Raw genomic sequence first — 21,343 nt, forward strand, 5'->3', positions numbered from 1 at the left:
AGGGATTGATCCTCTATATACCGTTTATACGGCGTGCAAATTTTACAGAGAAGATTTACACAGCTCAATAGAAACAACAAAAAATCTACAATTCATGCAATTTTTTATATTTAACTCGACTTTAATTTAAATATATTTCGAATTAATACATACATAAATGGAATAAAAATAAGAACAAGTACAGTTCCAAAAATCACCCCACCTAAAACACTTACCCCAATTTCCTGTCGGCTTGCAGCCCCTGCACCAAAAGCAAAAACCAAAGGAATAATCCCTGCACCAAAAGCCAAAGATGTCATTAAAATTGGACGCAAACGTAAACTTGCAGCTTCCATCGCAGCATCAATTGCAGTTTTTCCTTGTTGTTGTGCCATAGATGCAAATTCAACAATTAATATTGCATTTTTACATGACAAACCTATAGTCGTAAGCAATGCAATTTGGAAATAAATATCATTTGGAAAGCCAGCAAAATAACTGAATAAAATATTCCCACCAATCCCCAATGGAATTGCTGTCATAACTGCCGTTGGAATTGACCAGCTTTCATATAAAGCTGCTAAGCATAAGAAAATAAATCCAATTGAAATGAGATATAAGAATATTGCTTGATTGTTTGATTTATTCTCTTGATAAGACAACCCACTCCAAGCTAAATCCACACCTGATTGCGTACTTACCAATTCCTCTAAGTCTTTCATTGCTTGACCAGTACTTGCATCTTCAGCTTTATCTGCTTCAAGCTCAATAGCGGTATAACCATTGAAACGATTAACCACTTCTGGACCACCTGACCAACTAATATTCGTAAAGTTGGAAAAAGGCACCATTTCACCATTATTATTACGCACTGTCCAATATTGTAAATCTTCAGGTTTTGCTCGATATTCAGCATCACTTTGCATCATGACGCGTTTAATACGTCCACGATCAATGAAGTCATTAATATAGCGACCACCTAAAGCTGCTGATAAAGTGGTATTAATGTCTAATAATGCAACGCCTGATGCCATTGCCGCTTTTTGATTAATAGTTACATTAATATTTGCTTTATCTGGCATCGTTTTTTTATCTAAGTTTTCAAAACTTGGAAAGACTTTTGCATCTTCTTTTAACTGTTCAAATTTTTTAGTTAAAACTTGTCGCCCCTGTCCATCTACATCCCTTAGCCAAAGATTCACGCCATTCGTATCACCTAAACCATTCACTACAGGTGGCATCGTAAAATTAATACGTGCATTTTTATTATTTTTAAAATATTGAATAGCTCGTGCACGAATTTCTGCTGCCGTATTCTCTTGACCTGCTCGATCATCCCAATGTTTAAATCGAATAAATCCTTGAGCTAAATTTTGCCCAGTCCCAGAAAAATTTCGTCCATAACGCAACATTACCAAATCAACGTTATCTTTTTCTTGCGTTAAAAAGTATTGTTCAACTTCTTTTCCAATCTCAATTGTTTTAGACATTGGAGCACTATCTTGTAATGAAATTTGAATACCCAACATTCCCTGATCTTCACTTGGTAAAAAGCTCGTTGGTAATGCACGATAAAACAAGGCAAATACAATAAATAAGGCACATGAAAGAACAATCGTAATCCAACGATATTCAATAATTTTACGTGAAACTTTTAGATACTTTTGATTAACACCATCTAAAAATTGGTTGAATTTAATCGCCCATTTATACGGTTTTTGGTTTGGTTTTAAAATTAAAGCACTTAATGCTGGAGTTAAAACCAGTGCGGCTAATAATGATATTGCCATAGCAGTAACAAGTGTAATTGAAAACTGTCTATAAATAACCCCAGTGGAACCGCCAAAAAATGCCATTGGAATAAATACAGCAGTTAAAACTAAGGTAATACCAACTAATGCACCACTAATTTCTTGCATAGATTCTATAGAAGCATCTTTAGCACTTAAACCTTTTTCATGCATCAAGCGCTCAACGTTTTCAACCACAACAATTGCATCATCGACCAACAAACCAATGGCTAAAACTAAAGCAAATAATGTTAGTGTATTAATACTCATACCTATGGCGAGCAAAACTGCCATCGTACCTAAAATAACAACAGGAACTGTAATGGTAGGAATAAGCGTTGCACGCCAATTTTGTAAGAATAAGAAAATGACTAAAATAACGAGAACAATTGCTTCAAATAGCGTTTTAACCACTTCTTTTAATGATTCTTGAATAAAAGGTGTGTTATCTCGAGGATAGACAAGCTTATACCCTGTTGGTAACTGCTTTGAAACATGTTGAATGGCTTCTTCAATTCGCTTTGATGTTTCAATTGCATTCGCACCAGTTGTTAAAGATACAGCCATGGCAGCAGATGGATAGCCATTAATCGTACTGTACGATTGGTAATTTTCCGCACCTAACTCAACCCTTGCAACATCTTTTAAATAGACATAGCCACCTTCTGGTGATGCTTTTAGAATAATTTGATTAAATTCTTCTACTGTTTTTAATCGTGTGCCTGACGTAACTTTTGCATTTAAATATTGTTCTTGAGCAGTGGGTAATTCACCGACACCACCTGCTGCAACTTGTGTATTTTGTGCTTCGACAGCTCTTTGAATATCACTTGGAATCAGTTTATATTCTTTCAGCTTTACTGGATCTAGCCAAATGCGCATAGCTACCTGTGAGCCAAATACATCAACCTCACCCACACCATCTACACGTGCAATTTCAGATTCTAAATAACTTAATAAGTAGTCTGATAATTCTATATTATTGCTTTTACCTGTTTCATCATATAAACCAATCACTAAGTGCGTATCGCCTAATGATTTAAAAACATTCACACCTTGACGTTGAACATCTTCAGGTAAACGATTCAATACACTATTAATTGCATTTTGGACTTGAACTTGTGCTGTATCAGGATCTGTTCCATTCTCAAAACTCAGATTAATACGGCTACGCCCTGTAGAATCGCTACTCGAACTAAAATATAAAAGATGATCTAAACCTTTGATTTGTTGTTCTAATATTTGCGTTACACTTTCTTCAACTGTGACAGCATCCGCACCCGAATACATGGTACTTACGGAAATTCGTGGTGGAGCAATATCTGGATAGCGCTCAACAGGTAAATTTACAATTGAAAATATGCCCAGCGCCATCACAAAAATAGCTAATACCGTAGCAAAAATAGGTCGTTCAATAAAATATTTAGACAGCATAATGCCTTTTTCACATTTCCATATTTGTGATGAGATACATCAACCCAAAGCAAAGTTCATGATTTTTCTTTATTTAAACTAGATCATCATCGACTTAAGAGCAAAAAACAATCCTAGATTACAGAAAAAATTCTTTTTCTATTGAATATGGAGAAAATATGTAGAACTTTCCACACTCAATCAAATGAATTATTAAAATAATAATCAAATAATATTATTTGTCTGTTGAATTCTTTTTATTCATCCCTTTGATTCTTTAATTCCTCATCGTTTAAAATCCCTCCACCGACATTAAGTACTTTTTACTTAATATATTAAATTTCGGATATTTAAATATGGATCAGCATTCTCCCTTTAAAGGTAAAACAGGTATTAAACGTATTCTAAATGCAACAGGTTATTCCTTTGCAGGCTTTAAGGCTGCATTTAAAAATGAAGCCGCATTTCGCCAAATTATATTGATTAATATTGTTTTAATTCCTCTTTCATTTTTTCTAAATGTAAGTGCTACTGAACAAGCCATTATGGTTATTGTTTGTTTACTCTCTATTATTGTTGAATTATTTAACTCTGCAATTGAAGCAGTCGTTGACCGTATTTCACTTGAACGTCATGAACTTTCTAAGAATGCAAAAGATATGGGAAGTGCGGCTCAATTTGTTTCCTTAATTATTATTCTAGTGACATGGCTAATTATTTTGCTTCAATAATCATTTTTTCTGCCCATAAATAATCTGATCTTTATTTACTTATAAATTTTTCAGATCAGCTATATCCGTGATATTGAGCAATCTAAGCAGAATTTAACACCTAAATCTGCTAAGATTACAGCCGTTTTTGATTCCTGCTGAGAAAGTTTGAATGTCCACACTTACCACACTAAAAGAACTTCTTACCAAAAGAATTTTAATTATCGATGGTGCAATGGGTACCATGATCCAACGCCATAAATTGGAAGAAGCCGATTATCGTGGTGAACGTTTTGCAGATTGGGCATACGACCTTAAAGGTAATAATGATTTATTGGTTTTAACTCAGCCACATATTATTCAAGGTATTCATGAAGCTTATCTTGAAGCGGGCGCAGACATTATTGAAACCAATACCTTTAACGGTACACGTGTTTCAATGTCAGATTACCACATGGAAGATTTGGTTCCTGAAATTAACCGTGAAGCAGCTCGTCTTGCAAAAGAAGCTTGTGCGAAATATTCAACGCCTGAAAAACCACGGTTTGTGGCAGGTGTGATTGGCCCAACATCTCGAACTACCTCTATTTCACCAAACGTAAACGATCCTGCATTTCGTAACATTACCTTTGATGCTTTAAAAGTCGATTATATCGAATCAACCAAAGCGTTGATTGATGGTGGTGTAGACATCATTCTCATCGAAACTGTATTCGATACTTTAAATGCCAAAGCTGCCATTTTTGCAGTAAAAGAAGTATTTAAAGAAATTGGTTATGAATTGCCAATTATGATTTCAGGCACAATTACTGATGCTTCTGGTCGTACATTGACAGGTCAAACAGCTGAAGCATTTTGGAACTCAATGCGTCATGCAGAGCCAATCTCAATTGGCTTTAACTGTGCGCTTGGTGCAGATGCGATGCGCCCACACGTTAAAACCGTGTCTGACGTAGCAGATACTTTTGTTTCTGCACATCCAAATGCTGGCTTACCAAATGCATTCGGTGGTTATGATGAAACCCCTGAAGAGACTGCGGCATTCATTAAAGAATTCGCTGAAAGTGGTTTGATTAATATCACAGGTGGTTGTTGTGGTACGACACCTGACCATATTCGTGCCATTGCACAAGCAGTTGAAGGTATTACACCTCGTCAAATTCCTGAAATTGAACCTGCATGTCGTTTAAGTGGTTTAGAGCCATTTAACATCACTAAAGATTCTTTATTCGTAAACGTCGGTGAACGTACCAACGTCACAGGTTCTAAAAAATTCTTACGTTTAATTAAAGAAGAAAACTTCACTGAAGCATTAGACGTTGCTCGTCAACAAGTTGAAGCTGGTGCGCAAATCATCGACATCAACATGGATGAAGGTATGCTCGATTCACAAGGTGCGATGGTACACTTCTTGAATCTAATTGCATCTGAACCTGATATTTCACGTGTGCCAATCATGCTTGATTCTTCTAAATGGGAGATCATCGAAGCAGGTTTGAAATGCGTACAAGGTAGAGCGGTTGTAAACTCGATTTCCCTAAAAGAAGGTTATGACGAGTTTGTAGAACGTGCGCGTCTTTGCCGTCAATACGGTGCAGCAGTGATCGTAATGGCATTTGACGAAGATGGTCAAGCAGATACAGCAGAACGTAAAAAAGCAATCTGTAAGCGTTCTTATGATGTGTTGGTAAACGAAGTTGGTTTCCCTTCTGAAGATATTATCTTTGACCCGAACGTATTTGCAGTGGCAACAGGTATCGAAGAACACAACAACTATGGCGTGGACTTCATTGAAGCAACAGGTTGGATTAAACAAAACCTCCCAAATGCAATGATTTCAGGCGGTATCTCAAACGTATCTTTCTCATTCCGTGGTAACGAACCTGTTCGTGAAGCGATCCATGCAGTGTTCTTGTACCACGGCATTCAACAAGGTTTAACCATGGGTATCGTAAACGCAGGTCAACTTGCGATTTATGATGACATTGATGCCGAGTTGAAAGAAGCCGTTGAAGATGTTGTACTTAACCGTAACCAAGGTGAAAGCGGTCAAGATGCCACTGAAAAATTATTGGCTGTTGCAGAAAAATACCGTGGTCAAGCTGGTGCACAAAAAGCCGAAGAAAACCTTGAATGGCGTAATGAATCTGTTGAAAAACGTCTTGAATATGCGCTAGTTAAAGGTATTACCACTTACATCGACCAAGATACTGAAGAAGCACGTTTAAACTCGACTCGCCCGCTTGATGTGATCGAAGGACCATTGATGGCAGGTATGAACGTGGTTGGCGACTTATTTGGCGCAGGCAAAATGTTCTTACCTCAAGTGGTAAAATCTGCGCGTGTAATGAAACAAGCTGTGGCTTGGTTAAACCCGTTCATTGAAGCTGAAAAAACGGTTGGTCAATCAAAGGGTAAAATCTTACTTGCAACGGTGAAAGGCGACGTACACGACATCGGTAAAAACATTGTTGGTGTTGTACTTGGTTGTAACGGTTATGACATCGTTGACCTTGGTGTGATGGTGCCATGTGAGAAGATTCTACAAACTGCGATTGATGAGAAAGTGGACATCATCGGTTTATCAGGTTTGATCACACCATCATTGGATGAGATGGTGTTTGTTGCCAAAGAAATGCAACGTAAAGGCTTTAATGTGCCACTCATGATTGGTGGCGCAACGACGTCTAAAGCACATACGGCTGTGAAGATTGCACCGCAATATCAAAATGATGGCGTGTACTACACGGCTGATGCATCTCGTGCAGTAGGTGTTGCAACTCAACTCTTATCTGCTGAAATGAAACCACAATTGGCAGCGGACTATGCTGCGGATTATGAAAAAATCCGTGTGCGTCTTGCGAACAAACAGCCGAAAGCTGCGAAGTTGTCTTATGCAGAATCTGTAGAAAATAACTTCAAAGTTGATTTCGACAAGAATGCCCCTGTGAAGCCGAACTTTATTGGTTCGCAAACGTTCACCAACTATTCTTTAGAAACTTTGGTGGAATACTTCGACTGGACACCATTCTTTATTTCTTGGAGTTTGGCGGGCAAATTCCCGAAAATTCTTGAAGATGAAGTGGTAGGCGAAGCAGCACGTGATTTGTATGCGCAAGCACAAGCGATGCTCAAAGACATCATCGACAATAAACGCTTTGATGCACGTGCAACATTCAGCATTTACCCTGCGAACCGTGTTGCGGCAGATACTGTTGCAGTAACCGATGAAAATGGCAATGTGACGCATAGCTTCGAGCACCTTCGTCAGCAGTCTGACAAAGTGACAGGTAAAGCGAACTATTCTTTGGCTGACTTTATTGCGCCAAAAGATGTGGCTCAAGATTACTTGGGTGGCTTCACGGTTTCGATCTTTGGTGCGGAAGAACTTTCGCAAGAATACAAAGCCAAAGGCGATGACTATAATGCGATTATGGTTCAAGCATTGGGCGACCGTTTTGCAGAAGCCTTTGCTGAGCATTTACATGAGCGCATTCGTAAAGAGTTCTGGGGCTACCAAGCAGATGAAAAATTGTCGAATGAAGATTTGATTAAAGAGAAGTATGTGGGTATTCGTCCTGCACCGGGCTACCCTGCTTGTCCTGAACATTCTGAAAAAGCGCCACTGTTTGACTGGTTAGGTTCAACTGAGAAGATGGGCACTTACTTAACGTCTAGCTTTGCAATGTGGCCACCTTCATCTGTAAGTGGTTTCTACTATGCAAACCCTGAAACAGATTACTTTAATGTGGGTAAAATCTCTGGCGATCAGTTGGAAGATTATGCGAAACGTAAAGATTGGACTTTAGATGAAGCGAAACGTTGGTTAGCGCCGAATTTGGATGATTCAGTAGTGTAATCCCCCTCGATCCCCCTTTTGTAAAGGGGGAAGAATCCATTCATATCAAATACAAAAAATCCCCTCACTTGAGGGGATTTTAGTTTTTAATCCCCCTAAATCCCCCTTTTTCAAAGGGTGATGTGTGCTGAAAAAAACGGAGACTTTAACTTGGTAAACTACACATACTCATCAGGAGTTTACCATGAGCAAAAAACAAAAGATTTATACAGCAGAATTCAAAGCTGAAGCAATCAAAGCTATTGATTCAAACAATGGCAATGTTTCAGAAACAGCACGACTGCTTGGCATTTCAATGCAAACCCTTTCAAATTGGTACAACAAAGCAAAAGCTGGAAAATTAGTAGGCACACAACAATATTCACCTGATCTCGTTGCTCTTCTCGAGGAAAATAAAAAACTGAAGCAGCAACTTAAAACCGCTGAAATGGAAAGAGAATTTCTAAAAAAAGCAGCAGCGTACTTTGCCAAAGAAAGTCAGTAAAGTACGCACATATGAAACAGCAAAAACATGCATACTCAGTCACTATGATGGCTCGGTTACTCCACGTTTCAGTTTCTGGATTTTATGAATGGTTAAAATATGGCTTAAGTAAGCGGGTTATTCAGAGAAATCATCAAACAATATTGGTTAAAATTGCTCACCAAGAAGCAAATGAAAGCTATGGTTATATTCGTTTAACCAAGTACTTACAGGCACAAGGAATAGAAATTAGCGAGTATGCAGTTCGTTGTATTAAAAAACTTAATCAGCTGTATTGTAAGCGGCATAGGCGTTTCAAAAAAACAACTCATGGCGACCACCAACGTACGGTTTACAATAATTTGTTAGAGCAAAATTTTACAGTGACTGCTCCAAACATTGCATGGGTAAGTGACATTACATACGTGTGGACAGCTGAAGGATGGCTGTATTTAGCGGCTTTAAAAGATCTTTGCAGCAAACAAGTAGTTGGGTATAGCTTGAGTGAACGGATGACGTCACAGCTCGTTTGCAATGCACTGAGCATGGCGATTCGAAATCATAAACCCTCTCAAGACTTGATTATTCACTCTGACAGGGGCAGCCAATACTGTAGTCATGAATATCGAAAGATACTTGAAAAATATGGATTTCAGGGATCAATGAGTAAACGCGGTGATTGCTTCGATAATGCTCCTATTGAGAGCTTCTGGGGAATATTAAAAAATGAATTGGTTCATCATCGCAATTATAAAACAAGGGAAGAAGCTAAAGCAGATATTACAAAATACATAGAGCTATTTTATAATCAGCAGAGAATTCAGAAAGGATTGGACTTTAAGACACCAAATCAAATGGCAGAAGACTTTTACAGGATGGCTGCCTAGAATTTCCCAAGTAGAAGTGTCCTGTTATTTCAGCACACATCATAATTAGTTGTGATTATTGATGATATATTTTTTGATAATAAATTAAAGACTTCTAACTCATCCTTTTTTTCATCTTTTTTTTCTAAAGCAGTTAATAACGATGATATATAGATTTTAAATTTATCGGAAGTTATACCTTCAGCACTTTTACGATAATACTCATCATTAACATCTTTAAATTTACCATTACGATCTTCTGAGATTTGACGATTAAACTCACTCTGTAAAAATGACGCTAATTGCATGTAATCATAATTACCTGACTTTCTATCATAAACTTTTCCTTTTAGATCAAAGAAAAATTCATCATTACCCTTCAATTCAAATGCAATTTTTTTTAAGAGACCTTCCCACGAATATGAGTTTTCAAGATAGCGAAGACTAAAACCCGTACCAATAAAAAGTACAGGATGGTTTTTGTAATTATTAATAAAATCAAATATATCCATAAATCTACTACATATCTAGCTCGTTGTATAATTGATTTATAACATTAAAAAAAAACAACTTCCATATTTTGTCTATTTTTAAAAATCCCTCCTAACCTCCCTTTAAAAAGGGAGGAACAACACGTATCTAAAACCACGACCAAATTCGCGTGAAGTCCCCCTTTGCAAAAGGGGGATTTAGGGGGATTCATCAGCTAACCGATCCAAACAACATTGATAAACCTCTTCTACTACATCATCAATCCGCCCCATCACCTGCCCATTATCAAATCTCAAAACTTTTAGCCCAAGCTGAGCCAAAGCCTCATCACGAATTCGATCTGCTTCTAAACCTTCTTGGGTAAAGTGCTGACTACCATCACACTCAATCACCAAATTGGCAGCAGGACAGTAAAAATCCACAATGTAATTTAAAATTGGCTTTTGCCGATAAAACTGCAAACCTAAAATTTGTTTATTGCGAAGTCTTGACCATAACAATTTTTCAGCATCGGTCATGTTATTGCGTAAGTCATGTGAGGCTTGCTTTAAATTTTTATTGTAGGGTTTCATTTTTGTTCTCTTTTTTTAAATATCCCCTAGCCCTGAGCCATATATGGCGCAAGGGAAAAGAGGGGGACGTCATGAATCCAATACAGCCATCAAATTCGAGATAAATCCCCCTTTAACAAAGGGGGATTTAGGGGGATTCTTTTCATCAATATATACATCAAAAACCGCCCCTTTTCTAACCCATCAATCCTAAATTATTCTTTTTTGCATATTTAACCCTGCAATCTTTGTCTATTTCAATAATAATAAGCTTATTCAATATCTCTCATATCTAAACGTGTAGGCTACCCTCCATGAAAAAACTAATGAACGGTGCAGAAAACATCGTTGTGGAAATGTGCAAAGGCTTCGTACTTGCACATCCTGAACTTGCTTTCAATGAAACATCTAAAATTATTTCACGTAAAAACAAACACCAAAATGTCGCACTCATTAGTGGCGGTGGTAGCGGTCACGAACCTGCACATGCGGGCTTTGTTGGTACAGGTATGTTAGATGCAGCGGTTTGTGGTGACGTATTTGCATCTCCATCACAAATTCAAATTTATAAAGCATTAACACAAGTTGCGACTGACAAAGGCGTGTTAATGATCATCAAAAATTATTCTGGCGATATGATGAATTTCCAGAATGGTGCAGCACTTGCAACTGAAGATGGCATAAAAGTTGACTATGTAAAAGTAGCCGATGATATTGCCGTAAAAGACAGCCTATATACAGTAGGTCGTCGTGGTGTTGCAGGTACAATTTTCGTGCATAAAATTGCAGGTGCAGCAGCAACAAAAGGCTACGACCTTGCACGTGTAAAAGAACTTGCACAAAAAGCAGCAGACAATGTAACAAGCTTAGGTTTTGCTTATACCTCTTGCACCGTTCCTGCAAAAGGTACACCAACATTTACGTTGGCAGATGATGAAATGGAATACGGTGTAGGTATTCATGGTGAACCAGGTATTCGTCGTGAAAAAATCTTGCCATCTAAAAAACTTGCTCAACGTATTGTAGATGACTTGTTTTTAGATCGTCCTGAACTCAAAGAAGTTGCTGTATTAGTCAATGGTTTTGGCACTACACCATTACAAGAACTATATGTATTTAACAATGATGTATGCGAACACCTTGCAATCAAAGGTATTAAAATTTATCGCACATTTGTTGGCAACTACATGACTAGCATAGACATGAACGGTGCTTCAGTTTCCCTTCTTGCGGTAGATGATGAACTAAAAACCTATTTAGATGCAGAAGCAAATACGCCTGCATTTAAAATGGATGGCTCACCTGCTCTACCATTTGAATTTTCTAAAAAAGATGAAAGTATTACTCGCACTGTAAATACAGATGTAGAGACACATCCTGAACATGCAGTCATTAGCAATGAGCAATTTACCATTGAGAATATGCGTTATGTTGTTGATGTTATGGCAGCATGCATCATCAAAAATGAAGTACCATTTTGTGAGTTAGATGCACATGCAGGTGATGGTGACTTCGGTATGAGCGTTGCTAAAGGCTTTAAACAACTTAAACGTCAATGGCATGAGCTTTTACAAGCTGAAAAAATGAATGACTTTTTACTCAACTGCTCAATGATTATTATGGAGCATTGTGGTGGTGCATCAGGTCCAATTTGGGGTTCTGCTTTCCGCGCTGCAAGTAAAGCAGTTAAAGGGAAAGATTCTTTAAATGTTGCAGATTTTGCTGAGCTTCTACAAGCTGCGGTAAAAGGCATTCAAACAACAGGTGAACGCTCATTTGGTCGTGGTGCAGTTGTTGGTGATAAAACTTTAATTGATGCACTTGTACCTTGTGCAGATTCTTGGTCTGCAAATACCAATAAAACATTTAAAGAAAATTTTGCATTAGGTGCAAAAGCTGCTGTTCAAGGTGCAGAAGCAACTAAAGATATTGTTGCTCGTATGGGACGTGCAGGTACAGTAGGTGATCGTAGCTTAGGCTATCCTGATGCTGGTGCACATGGTTTAGGTGTAATTTTCACAGAAATTTCAGAGCATATTAAATAATTTTTGAAATTTAATATCTTAATTTAAAAGGCATCAAATATATATTTGATGCCTTTTCCTGTTTAAAAAAAGTACTATTATTTTTTAAGTAAGCTATAAATCATCCAAACAGCACGTAAAATTACAAATCACTCTATAAAATTCATTATTTTTCTAAAAGATAAGACTATATTTATTAGATACTTTTCTTAAATTATAGTCTCAAGCTTATGAAATCTGTTTTAAAAATCGCGTTATTATCTGCTATGTCTGCAACTTTATTTGCTGGTTGTGCAAGCATGTCTACAAGTCAAAAGCAATCTAGTACTGCTGCTGGTGGTGCTGCAACTGGTGCTGCTCTTGGTAGTAAAGTAGGTGGTACAACTGGTGCTGCAACTGGTGGTGCGATTGGTGGTGCAGCAGGTAGCAAAGCACAAAATGGCTCTACTTCAAATGCAATTGCAAGTGCGGCAGGTGGTGCAGCAGGTGCAGCAATTGGTAATAAAGTTGGTGGCTCTACTGGTGCTGCTATTGGTGGTGCGATTGGTGCAGGTACAGCATCACATTTAGAGAATAGCAATAAATAATTTTTATTTGCACTAAAACTTTGAAAGGCATTGAAATAATTCAATGCCTTTTTATTTTTGTGACTTTACTCAACAAAATAATAGTAATTGCCAAGTAATTAGAAAATGATTATAATTCCATCATTCTCTTTAGCTTTTTATAAAGCAATTTCTATTGTTTTATACTCTTTAGCGCTTCGCTAAAGTATTGTTATTGTGCATATTATTGTTGTAGGATAATAAATCATCCTAGAGTCAAAGTATAGAGAATCTAAAGGTGAGGTCTACTCACCTTTATTTATTTTCAGTGATATCAATTATCTTTCAAATAAATTCAAGACCATAAAACCTACTTTAATTTTTTGATTTTAGAGATTTTCTAATGAGCAATTTTCTCCAAAAACTAAAACAATTTGTATATCAGTTATTTAACTCAAAATCAGAAAAAAATGTACTAAAAATTTCTTATCCAACGAATATTAATCAACAAAAATTCAAAAATAAAAAAAGTTTTTTAGACTTCGCCTATAGTGCACCTTATAAATATAAAAATTATTATATTCCAAAACGCAATAGCACCCAAAAACGCTTAATCTCTCAGCCTACAGCAGAGTTAAAATTTGTACAAAAAGATGTAATTAATCAACTATCAGCATTTTTGCCCATTCACAACTGTGCTTATGCCTATGTAAAAAATAGAAATATTAAAGATAATGCTGAATTACATCGTCATTCAAATTATGTATTAAAACTCGACTTTAAACATTTTTTTCATTCTATTCGTCCTAAAATTTTATTTAATCAATTAGAACATCATCAAATTAAACTTTCTGAAATTGATCAAACTATTTTAAGTTTCATCTTCTTTTGGCGAGAGAAAAAAGATAGTCCACTAAAATTAAGTATTGGCGCCCCTTCTTCTCCCGTATTATCAAATTTTATCATGTATCGTTTTGATGAAATGCTCAATCAACTCTGTGAAAAGCATCAATGTATTTATAGTCGATATGCAGATGATATTACGATTTCATCTAAATACCATTTTTATGATTTAAATTTTCCACAACACGTCCAAAATTTATTAGATCAAGAATTCCAAGGAAAAATTAAACTCAACACACAAAAAACCAAATATTTAACACGTAAGCATCGTCGTTTTGTCACAGGTATTACACTAACAAATGATGCAAAACTCTCTATTGGACGTCAGCAAAAGCGCTTACTTTCTGCAAAAATTCATCATTTTAAAATCAATAAATTAAATGATGAACAACAAATTTTAAGCTTAAAAGGACAGCTTGCTTTTGCTTTTTATATTCAGCCAGAACTTAAAGTGCAATTTAGCCGAAAATACGGTGAAGAACTGCTTCATAAAATTATGAGCGATTAAAATGACAATGAAATTGCGGGTAACCTAGCAATCATTTGTGCTGATTTTATATTTTATCAGCCTTTCATCTTTAAAAATAAATGTAATTATAGTCGTAGAATCTTCTTCTGATTCAGCATAATAAACATTTGGATGCTCCTCAGATTGCCAAACTAAATCTTTAAACAGTTGTAAAAATTTTGTTTTCCCCATACTTACATCAATTTTTTTATGATAAAAAACTAATCCATTATTCCTGTTCATAATAACGCTATAGACCTGACCTTGATCAGATAACGTGATATCCCGATATACATATTGATTTGGAAAAAAGCCTCCGCTACATTCATTTTCTCCACCTTTAATTATTCTTTCTGGCTTGCCAAAGTTTTTTAATGGCACACTAAGACCCGAATAAGTTTTATTATGAATAATAGGTTGTATAGATTGCGCATAACCAATGTAAGGCATCAAAAATATTAAAATAAAGATAATTTGTTTATTCATATTGTTCACTGATAGAAAGCAAATAAACCAATCGCTTCGTTTATTTGCTATTGTTTTTATAATATAAAAAGTGAGAATTTATTTACCAAAAATTTGAATATTAATATCATGAATTTTTGCACTTCCAGCAGGTTTATCAAAACTCACATCATATTGAACTAAGTTATCAGGATAAGCATATTCATAGCTCACCTTATACTCACTTGGTTTTCCTTCAGCTTCTGTAAAATGCTTCGATACAATTTTCTTTGTTTTATAATCTACTTGTGGCAAAGATTTAGCTAACTTTTTAAGCTTTTTATTATTTTTTTCACTGACTTTCGCTTGTAATTCTGGTGTGAAATTTTCTGTTAATGCATCAAATTCTGCATGACGTAAATGATTAAATACTTCTTGAGCAACTTGTTCTTGTTCTGGGCTTGGATCTGGCACTGAATTTAATGCTTGTTTACCAATTTGATCACACGATGCTAAAAACATTACAGCACTCAATGCGACTAATTTCATTTTCATAATCAATGCTCTACAAATTTTCATATTAAAAGGATAAAAAAGGACGCCTTAGCGCCCTCTTTTATGAGTTCAAACTTAGTCTTCTTCAGATGCTTTTAAATCTGATTCATTTTCAGTTTCAACAACAATCGTTTCATCTGTAACTAGGTTTTCAGTATTTTCTACAGCTTCTAGAAGTTCTTCTTCATCTTCAACTGCTTCAATTGAAACCACGCCCACAAGAAGTTCTTCATTACCTAAACGGATCAGACGAACACCTTGCGCATTACGACCTGTTTGCGCTACTTCAGATGCACGTGTACGTACAAGCGTTCCGCCATCAGAAATCAACATCAATTCTTTGGTTGCATCAATTGAAACTGCACCGACCAACTGACCATTACGCTCAGAGGTCTTGATTGCGATCACGCCTTTACCACCACGTTTCTTCGTCGGGAAGTCATCTACAGGGGTACGTTTACCGTAACCATTTTCAGAAGCACACAGTACTTCACCTGTTTCAGGCACCACAACCAATGATACGATACGGCTCACAAATGCTGAATCCGAACCATCTTCATCATCAGATTCAACATCGTTTTCGTCTTGATCTTCAGCTTGTGTAGCACCGATAGTTACACGCATACCGCGTACACCTTTCGCTGAACGACCCATTGAGCGCACGTCAGTTTCCGCAAATCGAATTGCTTTACCTTCATTCGAGAACAACATAATTTGCTGTTCGCCATCGGTAATCGCAACACCAATTAAAGTGTCACCTTCAGCCAATTCAAGCGCACGTAAACCATTTGAACGAACATTACTGAATTGTTCAAGTTCTACACGTTTAATCGTACCGTATTCAGTTGCCATAAATACGTAGAAGTTTTTACGTACAGCTTCCGCTTGCTGTGCAAAATCATTGATGATGTCATCATCAAGATCGGTTGTAGAAAGCTCTAAACCTAGTTCTTTCAACTGAATACGAAGTGCAGCAGAAATATCATCTGCACCATCTTCAGATTCAGCCAATGCAGCTTCAAGCGCTGTAAAGTGACTGTTAATCACTTCATTGCTTTGAAGTTGAGCACTATTCGCTTTCACAAATGCTTTAAAGTCAGCCAAACGTTCTTTAAATTTCTTCGGTGCATCAATAACAGGAAGAATCGCTGTGATCGACTCATCTGCATCTAATGGCAATAAGTTCACCATTGGGCGACCTTTTGAACCACGTGATGCTTGAGGCACTTCAAATACTTTCAGACGATACACTTTACCTACGTTAGTAAAGCAAAGCACTGTCGCATGGTTTGAAGTTACAATCAGATGTTGAATGTAATCATCTTCTTTCATTGATGTCGCAGACTTACCACGACCACCGCGACGTTGCGCAGCATAATCTGATAACGGTTGAGTTTTTGCATAACCAGTTTTAGAAACTGTTAATACAACTTGCTCTTCAGGAATCAAATCTTCACGTGAGAAATCAATACGAGATTCAACAATTTCAGTACGACGTGCATCGCCATATTGTTGAAGAATCAATGCAAGTTCTTCTTTAATCACGTTCATCAACAAATTAAAGTCATTTAGAATTGCAGTATATTCAGCAATTTGACCTAAAATTTCTGTGTATTCTGCATGTAACTTGTCTTGTTCAAGACCTGTTAAACGATGCAAACGTAATTCAAGAATCGCACCCACTTGAGTTGGAGATAAACGGTAAATTTGACCATCTATACCAAATGGACGACTTAAATCTTCACCTTCAATTTCGTCAGGACGAACTGAAACAGAACCTGCTTTTTCAAGCAATGCTGCAACAGAACCTGCCGCCCACTCACCTGCCTGTAAACGCTCACGCGCTTCTGCTGGGTTTGCGGAAGTTTTGATGGTTTCAATAATTTCGTCAATATTTGCAAGCGCAACCGTCAAACCTTCTAAGATATGACCACGTTCACGCGCTTTGCGTAATTCGTACATCGTACGACGTGTTACCACTTCTTGACGATGGCGAATAAATGCTGCAATGATATCTTTTAAGTTCATTAACTTAGGTTGACCATTGTCTAGGCAAACCATGTTAATGCTGAAAGAGTTTTCAAGTTGCGTATTCATGAATAAATTATTCACGATAACTTCAGCGTTTTCTCCACGCTTTAAGTCAATCGCAATACGCATACCGTCTTTATCAGACTCATCACGAAGCTCTGAAATACCTTCGAGTTTTTTCTCTTTTACTAACTCAGCAATACGTTCAATCGTTTTTGCTTTGTTAACTTGATATGGAATTTCAGTGAATACAATCGTAGTACGGTTGGTTTTCGGATCTTCTTCAAAGTGATATTTACCACGAATATGAAGACGACCTTTACCTGTACGGTAAGCATCAACAATGCCTGATTTACCGTAAATAATACCGCCTGTTGGAAAATCTGGACCTGAAATATACTCCATCAAACCTTCAATTGAGATTTGTGGATTTTCAGCATATGCCAAACATGCATTAATGACTTCTGTTAGGTTATGTGGCGCCATGTTGGTCGCCATACCTACAGCAATACCAGTTACACCATTAATCAATAGATTTGGTACACGCGTTGGCATAACTTTAGGAATACGTTCAGAACCGTCGTAGTTATCTTCCCATTCGACCGTATCTTTTTCTAAATCTGCAAGTATTTCATGCGTGATTTTACGCATACGTACTTCGGTATAACGCATTGCTGCAGCGCTATCACCATCGACAGAACCAAAGTTACCTTGACCATCAACCAATTGATAACGCAAGCTAAAATCTTGCGCCATACGAACAATCGTTTCGTATACAGCAGAATCACCATGTGGGTGATATTTACCGATAACGTCACCCACTACACGAGCAGACTTTTTGTACGCTTTATTATAGTCATTGCCCAATTCGTGCATTGCGAAAAGCACGCGACGGTGAACTGGTTTTAGACCATCTCGAACATCTGGCAAGGCACGAGATACGATTACGCTCATGGCATAATCGAGATACGAGTGCTTGAGTTCATCTTCAATGGCAATCGGTCTAATTTCCGATACGCTCATGCATACTCCTTGTTATACAAGCAGAATTCTGCCCGCATTTTATATCGTAAAATCAGTGAAAAAGCTTGTCTAACAGACAGAACTAAAATCAAAAATACAGTCGCGTAGTATAGCATAAATAAGAGTGAATTTGTGATGCTCTCACTTGAGTAGCACCATGATTTTTTGTATTTATTTTAGTACTAAATTTTGAAAATAAATCTTCTCATTCAAGTCATCTTTTAGTTTTCCATCACCATATATATTTTCTTAAAAATCTTACAGATTCATTCAATGTCTTAAATGAATAAAAAATATTATACTTTTCACACAAATAAAAAAAAGCACTCAAATGAGTGCTTTTTTTGCATTCTAGAATTAAAGTTTTGAAACTAATTCTGGAACAACAGTATTTAGGTCACCAACTAACCAGTAGTCAGCAACAGCATTGATTGGCGCTTCTTCATCTTTGTTGATCGCAACGATCACTTTAGAGTCTTTCATACCAGCCAAGTGCTGAATTGCACCAGAAATACCTACAGCGATATATAAGTCAGGTGCAACAATTTTACCTGTTTGACCAACTTGCATATCGTTTGGTACGAAACCAGCATCTACAGCGGCACGTGAAGCACCTTGAGCAGCGCCTAGTTTGTCTGCCAATGGGTCAAGAACTGTATGATAGTTTTCACCAGAACCTACACCACGACCACCAGATACAACAATACGAGCAGCAGTTAATTCAGGGCGTTCAGATTTTACAATCTCTTCAGCTACGAATTTAGAAACACCAGCTTCACCCGCAGATGCAACAGCTTCAACACTTGCAGAACCACCTTCAGCAGCAACAGCATCAAATGCTGTACCACGTACAGTACCCACTACAATTGCTTCACCAGATTCTACAGTTGCAATTGCATTACCTGCATAAATTGGACGCTTGAAAGTTTTAGGACCTTCAACTGCAATAATGTCAGTAATCATACTTACATCAAGAAGAGCAGCAGCACGTGGAAGTACATTTTTGCCTGTAGTTGTAGAAGCAGCAAGAATATGTGTATACCCTTTACCCAATTCAGCAACTAATTTTGCAACGTTTTCAGCCAATTGGTTTGCATAAGCAGCGTCATCAGCAAGTAATACTTTACTTACACCAGCAACTTTTGCAGCTTGATCAGCAACAGCTTGTGCGCCTGAACCTGCAACTAATACAGTGATATCACCACCGATTTTTTGAGCCGCAGCAACAACGTTTAAAGTTGCACCATTTAGTGCTTTATTGTCGTGCTCAGCGATAACTAAAATACTCATGATTTTATCCTTCTGTATTAGATCACTTTCGCTTCATTTTTTAATTTTTCAACAAGCTCATCAACAGATTTCACTTGTACGCCAGCTTTACGCTCTGCTGGTGGTTCAACTTTAACTGTTTTAAGTTTAGTTGCAGCAGTTACACCGTAGTCTGCAGGAGACTTAGTTTCAAGCGGCTTTTTACGAGCTTTCATAATGTTTGGAAGCGCAGCATAGCGTGGCTCATTCAAACGTAAGTCAGTCGTAATAATTGCTGGAAGTGAAAGTTCAACAGTTTGTAAACCACCATCAATTTCACGAGTAACCTGAACTTTATCACCTTCAACTTTAACTTCAGATGCAAAAGTACCTTGACCTGCACCAAGTAAAGCACCAAGCATTTGACCTACTTGGTTTGAATCTTCATCAATTGCTTGCTTACCAAGAAGAATCAATTGTGGCTGTTCAGCATCTACAATGCCTTTTAAAATTTTAGCAACTTCTAAAGCACCAAGTTGGCTATCATCAGCTTCAACTAAAATGCCACGATCTGCACCAAGTGCCATCGCTGAACGAATTTGTTCTTGAGCTTCTTTAGGACCAATAGAAACAACAACGATTTCTGAAACAGTTCCTTTTTCTTTTAAACGAACCGCTTCTTCCACTGCGATTTCACAGAATGGGTTAATTGACATTTTAACGTTAGTAAGGTCCACCCCACTATTGTCCGGTTTAACTCGAACTTTAACGTTGGCATCAACCACACGTTTTACAGCAACAAGAGCCTTCATGTAATCCTCGGCTGTTTTAGCAAAAGTAAATATTGAGAAGAATTAGAGTAACTCTTCACTTAAAATTTTTTAGGTACCTTATCTTGCAATGCGTATGGCATTTCGGTCAAGTCACAATTAACTAAAGAACTATAAAAAAGCGTAAAAATAACTGAACCCTACGTTCACTTTGTTTATTTTGGACACATTTATCAACATTTAGGACACTTTTCAAACAATTTTAACTATTGATTTTTATTATGTTTTTATTTTATTTAATACATCAAAAGAACTTATGTATAACGCGTTTTATATCATTTTTTCTAAATAACTTATCGTCCATAAAATCAATTTATCTATCTATATTCGTCATTTAAGAGAAATAGCGAACCTTAATTTTATGTATTTTCGCATCTTTCTCTTTCAAGCATGTATAAAAAAGCCTGCATAAATACAGGCTTTTTTTATTTACACTTATTTTTTAGTTAATAATCAACCAACTTGCAGCTAATGCCAATAAGCCACCTGAAGAACCATCTATCCATTTTTGGCGACGTTCATTAATTTGTGCTCGTTGTGATAATTTTGCACACAAAATACTTAAAGCACTATAAACAATGAAACATAAAGCAATAAAAATAAAAGACAACACTAAACCTTGAATGACAGTATTCTCAGACTTATTAATGAATTGCGGCAAAATGGCAAAATAAATCAGCATACCTTTTGGATTTAACAGTGCAGTAAAAAATCCTTTTTTAATTGGATTCGATACAGACTTATTGTCAATTTTAAGTGTTTTCTTGCTCAATACAGATTTAAACAAACCAAATGCAAGAAAAAGTAAATATGCAATTCCTAACCATTTAATAGTTTCAAATAGAATTGGGAATGACACAATAATTGCCGCAATGCCGAGTGCAACAAGAATAGAATGTATTAAATAACCACAGCACACACCTATTGTTGCCATAATGCCAGCTTTTGCATTCTTCCCCATCACTTGAGACAAAATAAATAACATATCTGGTCCTGGTGTAAAAATAAGTGGGATCACGGTCAGTGCGAAGAGTACAAATACAGACATTTTCCTTTACCTTTCTGTATAACAAAAAACAGAAAATAGTATCTTCTAATTTACTTAAAAT

The 21,343-nt window shown here is 36.8% G+C and carries 15 protein-coding genes; 6 read left to right on the forward strand and 9 right to left on the reverse strand.

From position 1 onward, the window contains the following. Positions 1-110: 110 nt before the first annotated feature. The gene (locus AOY20_RS14065) at positions 111-3,203 is read right to left on the reverse strand and encodes a multidrug efflux RND transporter permease subunit (protein ID WP_054582459.1); all 3,093 of its coding nucleotides are present in this window, start codon (positions 3,201-3,203) and stop codon (positions 111-113) included. A gap of 335 nt (positions 3,204-3,538) precedes the next feature. Here AOY20_RS14065 and AOY20_RS14070 point away from each other — a divergent pair, with 335 nt between their 5' ends. The 3 genes from AOY20_RS14070 (at position 3,539) to AOY20_RS14085 (ending at position 9,101) form a co-directional block, all read left to right on the forward strand. Next, positions 3,539-3,913 carry a diacylglycerol kinase gene (locus AOY20_RS14070; protein WP_054582460.1) on the forward strand — a complete coding sequence of 125 codons (375 nt, stop codon included), beginning with the start codon at positions 3,539-3,541 and terminating at the stop codon, positions 3,911-3,913. 151 nt (positions 3,914-4,064) lie between these two features. After that, complete coding sequence (gene metH / locus AOY20_RS14075; protein WP_054582461.1) at positions 4,065-7,751, forward strand: methionine synthase; 3,687 nt, start codon at positions 4,065-4,067, stop codon at positions 7,749-7,751. 184 nt (positions 7,752-7,935) lie between these two features. Continuing rightward, positions 7,936-9,101 (forward strand): IS3 family transposase gene (locus AOY20_RS14085; protein ID WP_144424787.1). Its coding sequence is split into 2 segments (ribosomal slippage): positions 7,936-8,203 and positions 8,203-9,101, totalling 1,167 coding nucleotides; the frame shifts between segments, so codons are not numbered across the junction. Between the two features lie 29 nt (positions 9,102-9,130). Here the strand turns inward: AOY20_RS14085 and AOY20_RS14090 are convergent. Then, positions 9,131-9,592, reverse strand: a complete 462-nt coding sequence (locus tag AOY20_RS14090; protein ID WP_054582463.1) for an SIR2 family protein — start codon at positions 9,590-9,592, stop codon at positions 9,131-9,133. Between the two features lie 177 nt (positions 9,593-9,769). Beyond that, the gene (locus AOY20_RS14095; RefSeq protein WP_054582464.1) at positions 9,770-10,144 is read right to left on the reverse strand and encodes an endonuclease domain-containing protein; all 375 of its coding nucleotides are present in this window, start codon (positions 10,142-10,144) and stop codon (positions 9,770-9,772) included. A 293-nt stretch (positions 10,145-10,437) separates the two neighbouring features. Between AOY20_RS14095 and dhaK the strand changes: the two genes are divergently transcribed. The 3 genes from dhaK to AOY20_RS14110 all read left to right on the forward strand — a co-directional run bounded on the left by dhaK (position 10,438) and on the right by AOY20_RS14110 (position 14,103). After that, a complete protein-coding gene (gene dhaK, locus AOY20_RS14590; protein ID WP_081403407.1) occupies positions 10,438-12,168 on the forward strand; it encodes a dihydroxyacetone kinase subunit DhaK in 1,731 nt (576 codons plus the stop codon). A gap of 209 nt (positions 12,169-12,377) precedes the next feature. Then, on the forward strand, positions 12,378-12,734 hold the full coding sequence (locus AOY20_RS14780; RefSeq protein ID WP_054582465.1) for a hypothetical protein: 357 nt from the start codon (positions 12,378-12,380) through the stop codon (positions 12,732-12,734). A 361-nt stretch (positions 12,735-13,095) separates the two neighbouring features. Continuing rightward, entirely contained in the window at positions 13,096-14,103 is a 1,008-nt protein-coding gene (locus tag AOY20_RS14110) for a retron St85 family RNA-directed DNA polymerase (protein ID WP_081403408.1), read from the forward strand. Between the two features lie 24 nt (positions 14,104-14,127). On the opposite strand, the gene AOY20_RS14115 is transcribed toward AOY20_RS14110, so the two are convergent. The 6 genes from AOY20_RS14115 to AOY20_RS14140 all read right to left on the reverse strand — a co-directional run bounded on the left by AOY20_RS14115 (position 14,128) and on the right by AOY20_RS14140 (position 21,282). Further along, positions 14,128-14,589, reverse strand: coding sequence for a hypothetical protein (locus AOY20_RS14115; protein WP_054582466.1), 462 nt, complete (start codon positions 14,587-14,589; stop codon positions 14,128-14,130). Between the two features lie 78 nt (positions 14,590-14,667). After that, positions 14,668-15,102 carry a hypothetical protein gene (locus AOY20_RS14120; protein ID WP_054582628.1) on the reverse strand — a complete coding sequence of 145 codons (435 nt, stop codon included), beginning with the start codon at positions 15,100-15,102 and terminating at the stop codon, positions 14,668-14,670. Positions 15,103-15,177: 75 nt separating this feature from the next. Continuing rightward, on the reverse strand, positions 15,178-18,156 hold the full coding sequence (gene gyrA / locus AOY20_RS14125) for a DNA gyrase subunit A (protein WP_054582467.1): 2,979 nt from the start codon (positions 18,154-18,156) through the stop codon (positions 15,178-15,180). A gap of 357 nt (positions 18,157-18,513) precedes the next feature. After that, positions 18,514-19,446, reverse strand: coding sequence for an FAD-binding protein (locus AOY20_RS14130; RefSeq protein ID WP_054582468.1), 933 nt, complete (start codon positions 19,444-19,446; stop codon positions 18,514-18,516). A 17-nt stretch (positions 19,447-19,463) separates the two neighbouring features. Continuing rightward, positions 19,464-20,216: an electron transfer flavoprotein subunit beta/FixA family protein gene (locus AOY20_RS14135; protein WP_054582469.1), complete on the reverse strand. Its 753-nt coding sequence runs from the start codon at positions 20,214-20,216 to the stop codon at positions 19,464-19,466. Between the two features lie 460 nt (positions 20,217-20,676). Beyond that, complete coding sequence (locus AOY20_RS14140; RefSeq protein ID WP_054582470.1) at positions 20,677-21,282, reverse strand: LysE family translocator; 606 nt, start codon at positions 21,280-21,282, stop codon at positions 20,677-20,679. Positions 21,283-21,343: the final 61 nt, after the last annotated feature.

The sequence above is a fragment of the Acinetobacter equi genome (genome assembly GCF_001307195.1).
GTDB classification, from domain to species: Bacteria; Pseudomonadota; Gammaproteobacteria; order Pseudomonadales; family Moraxellaceae; genus Acinetobacter; species Acinetobacter equi.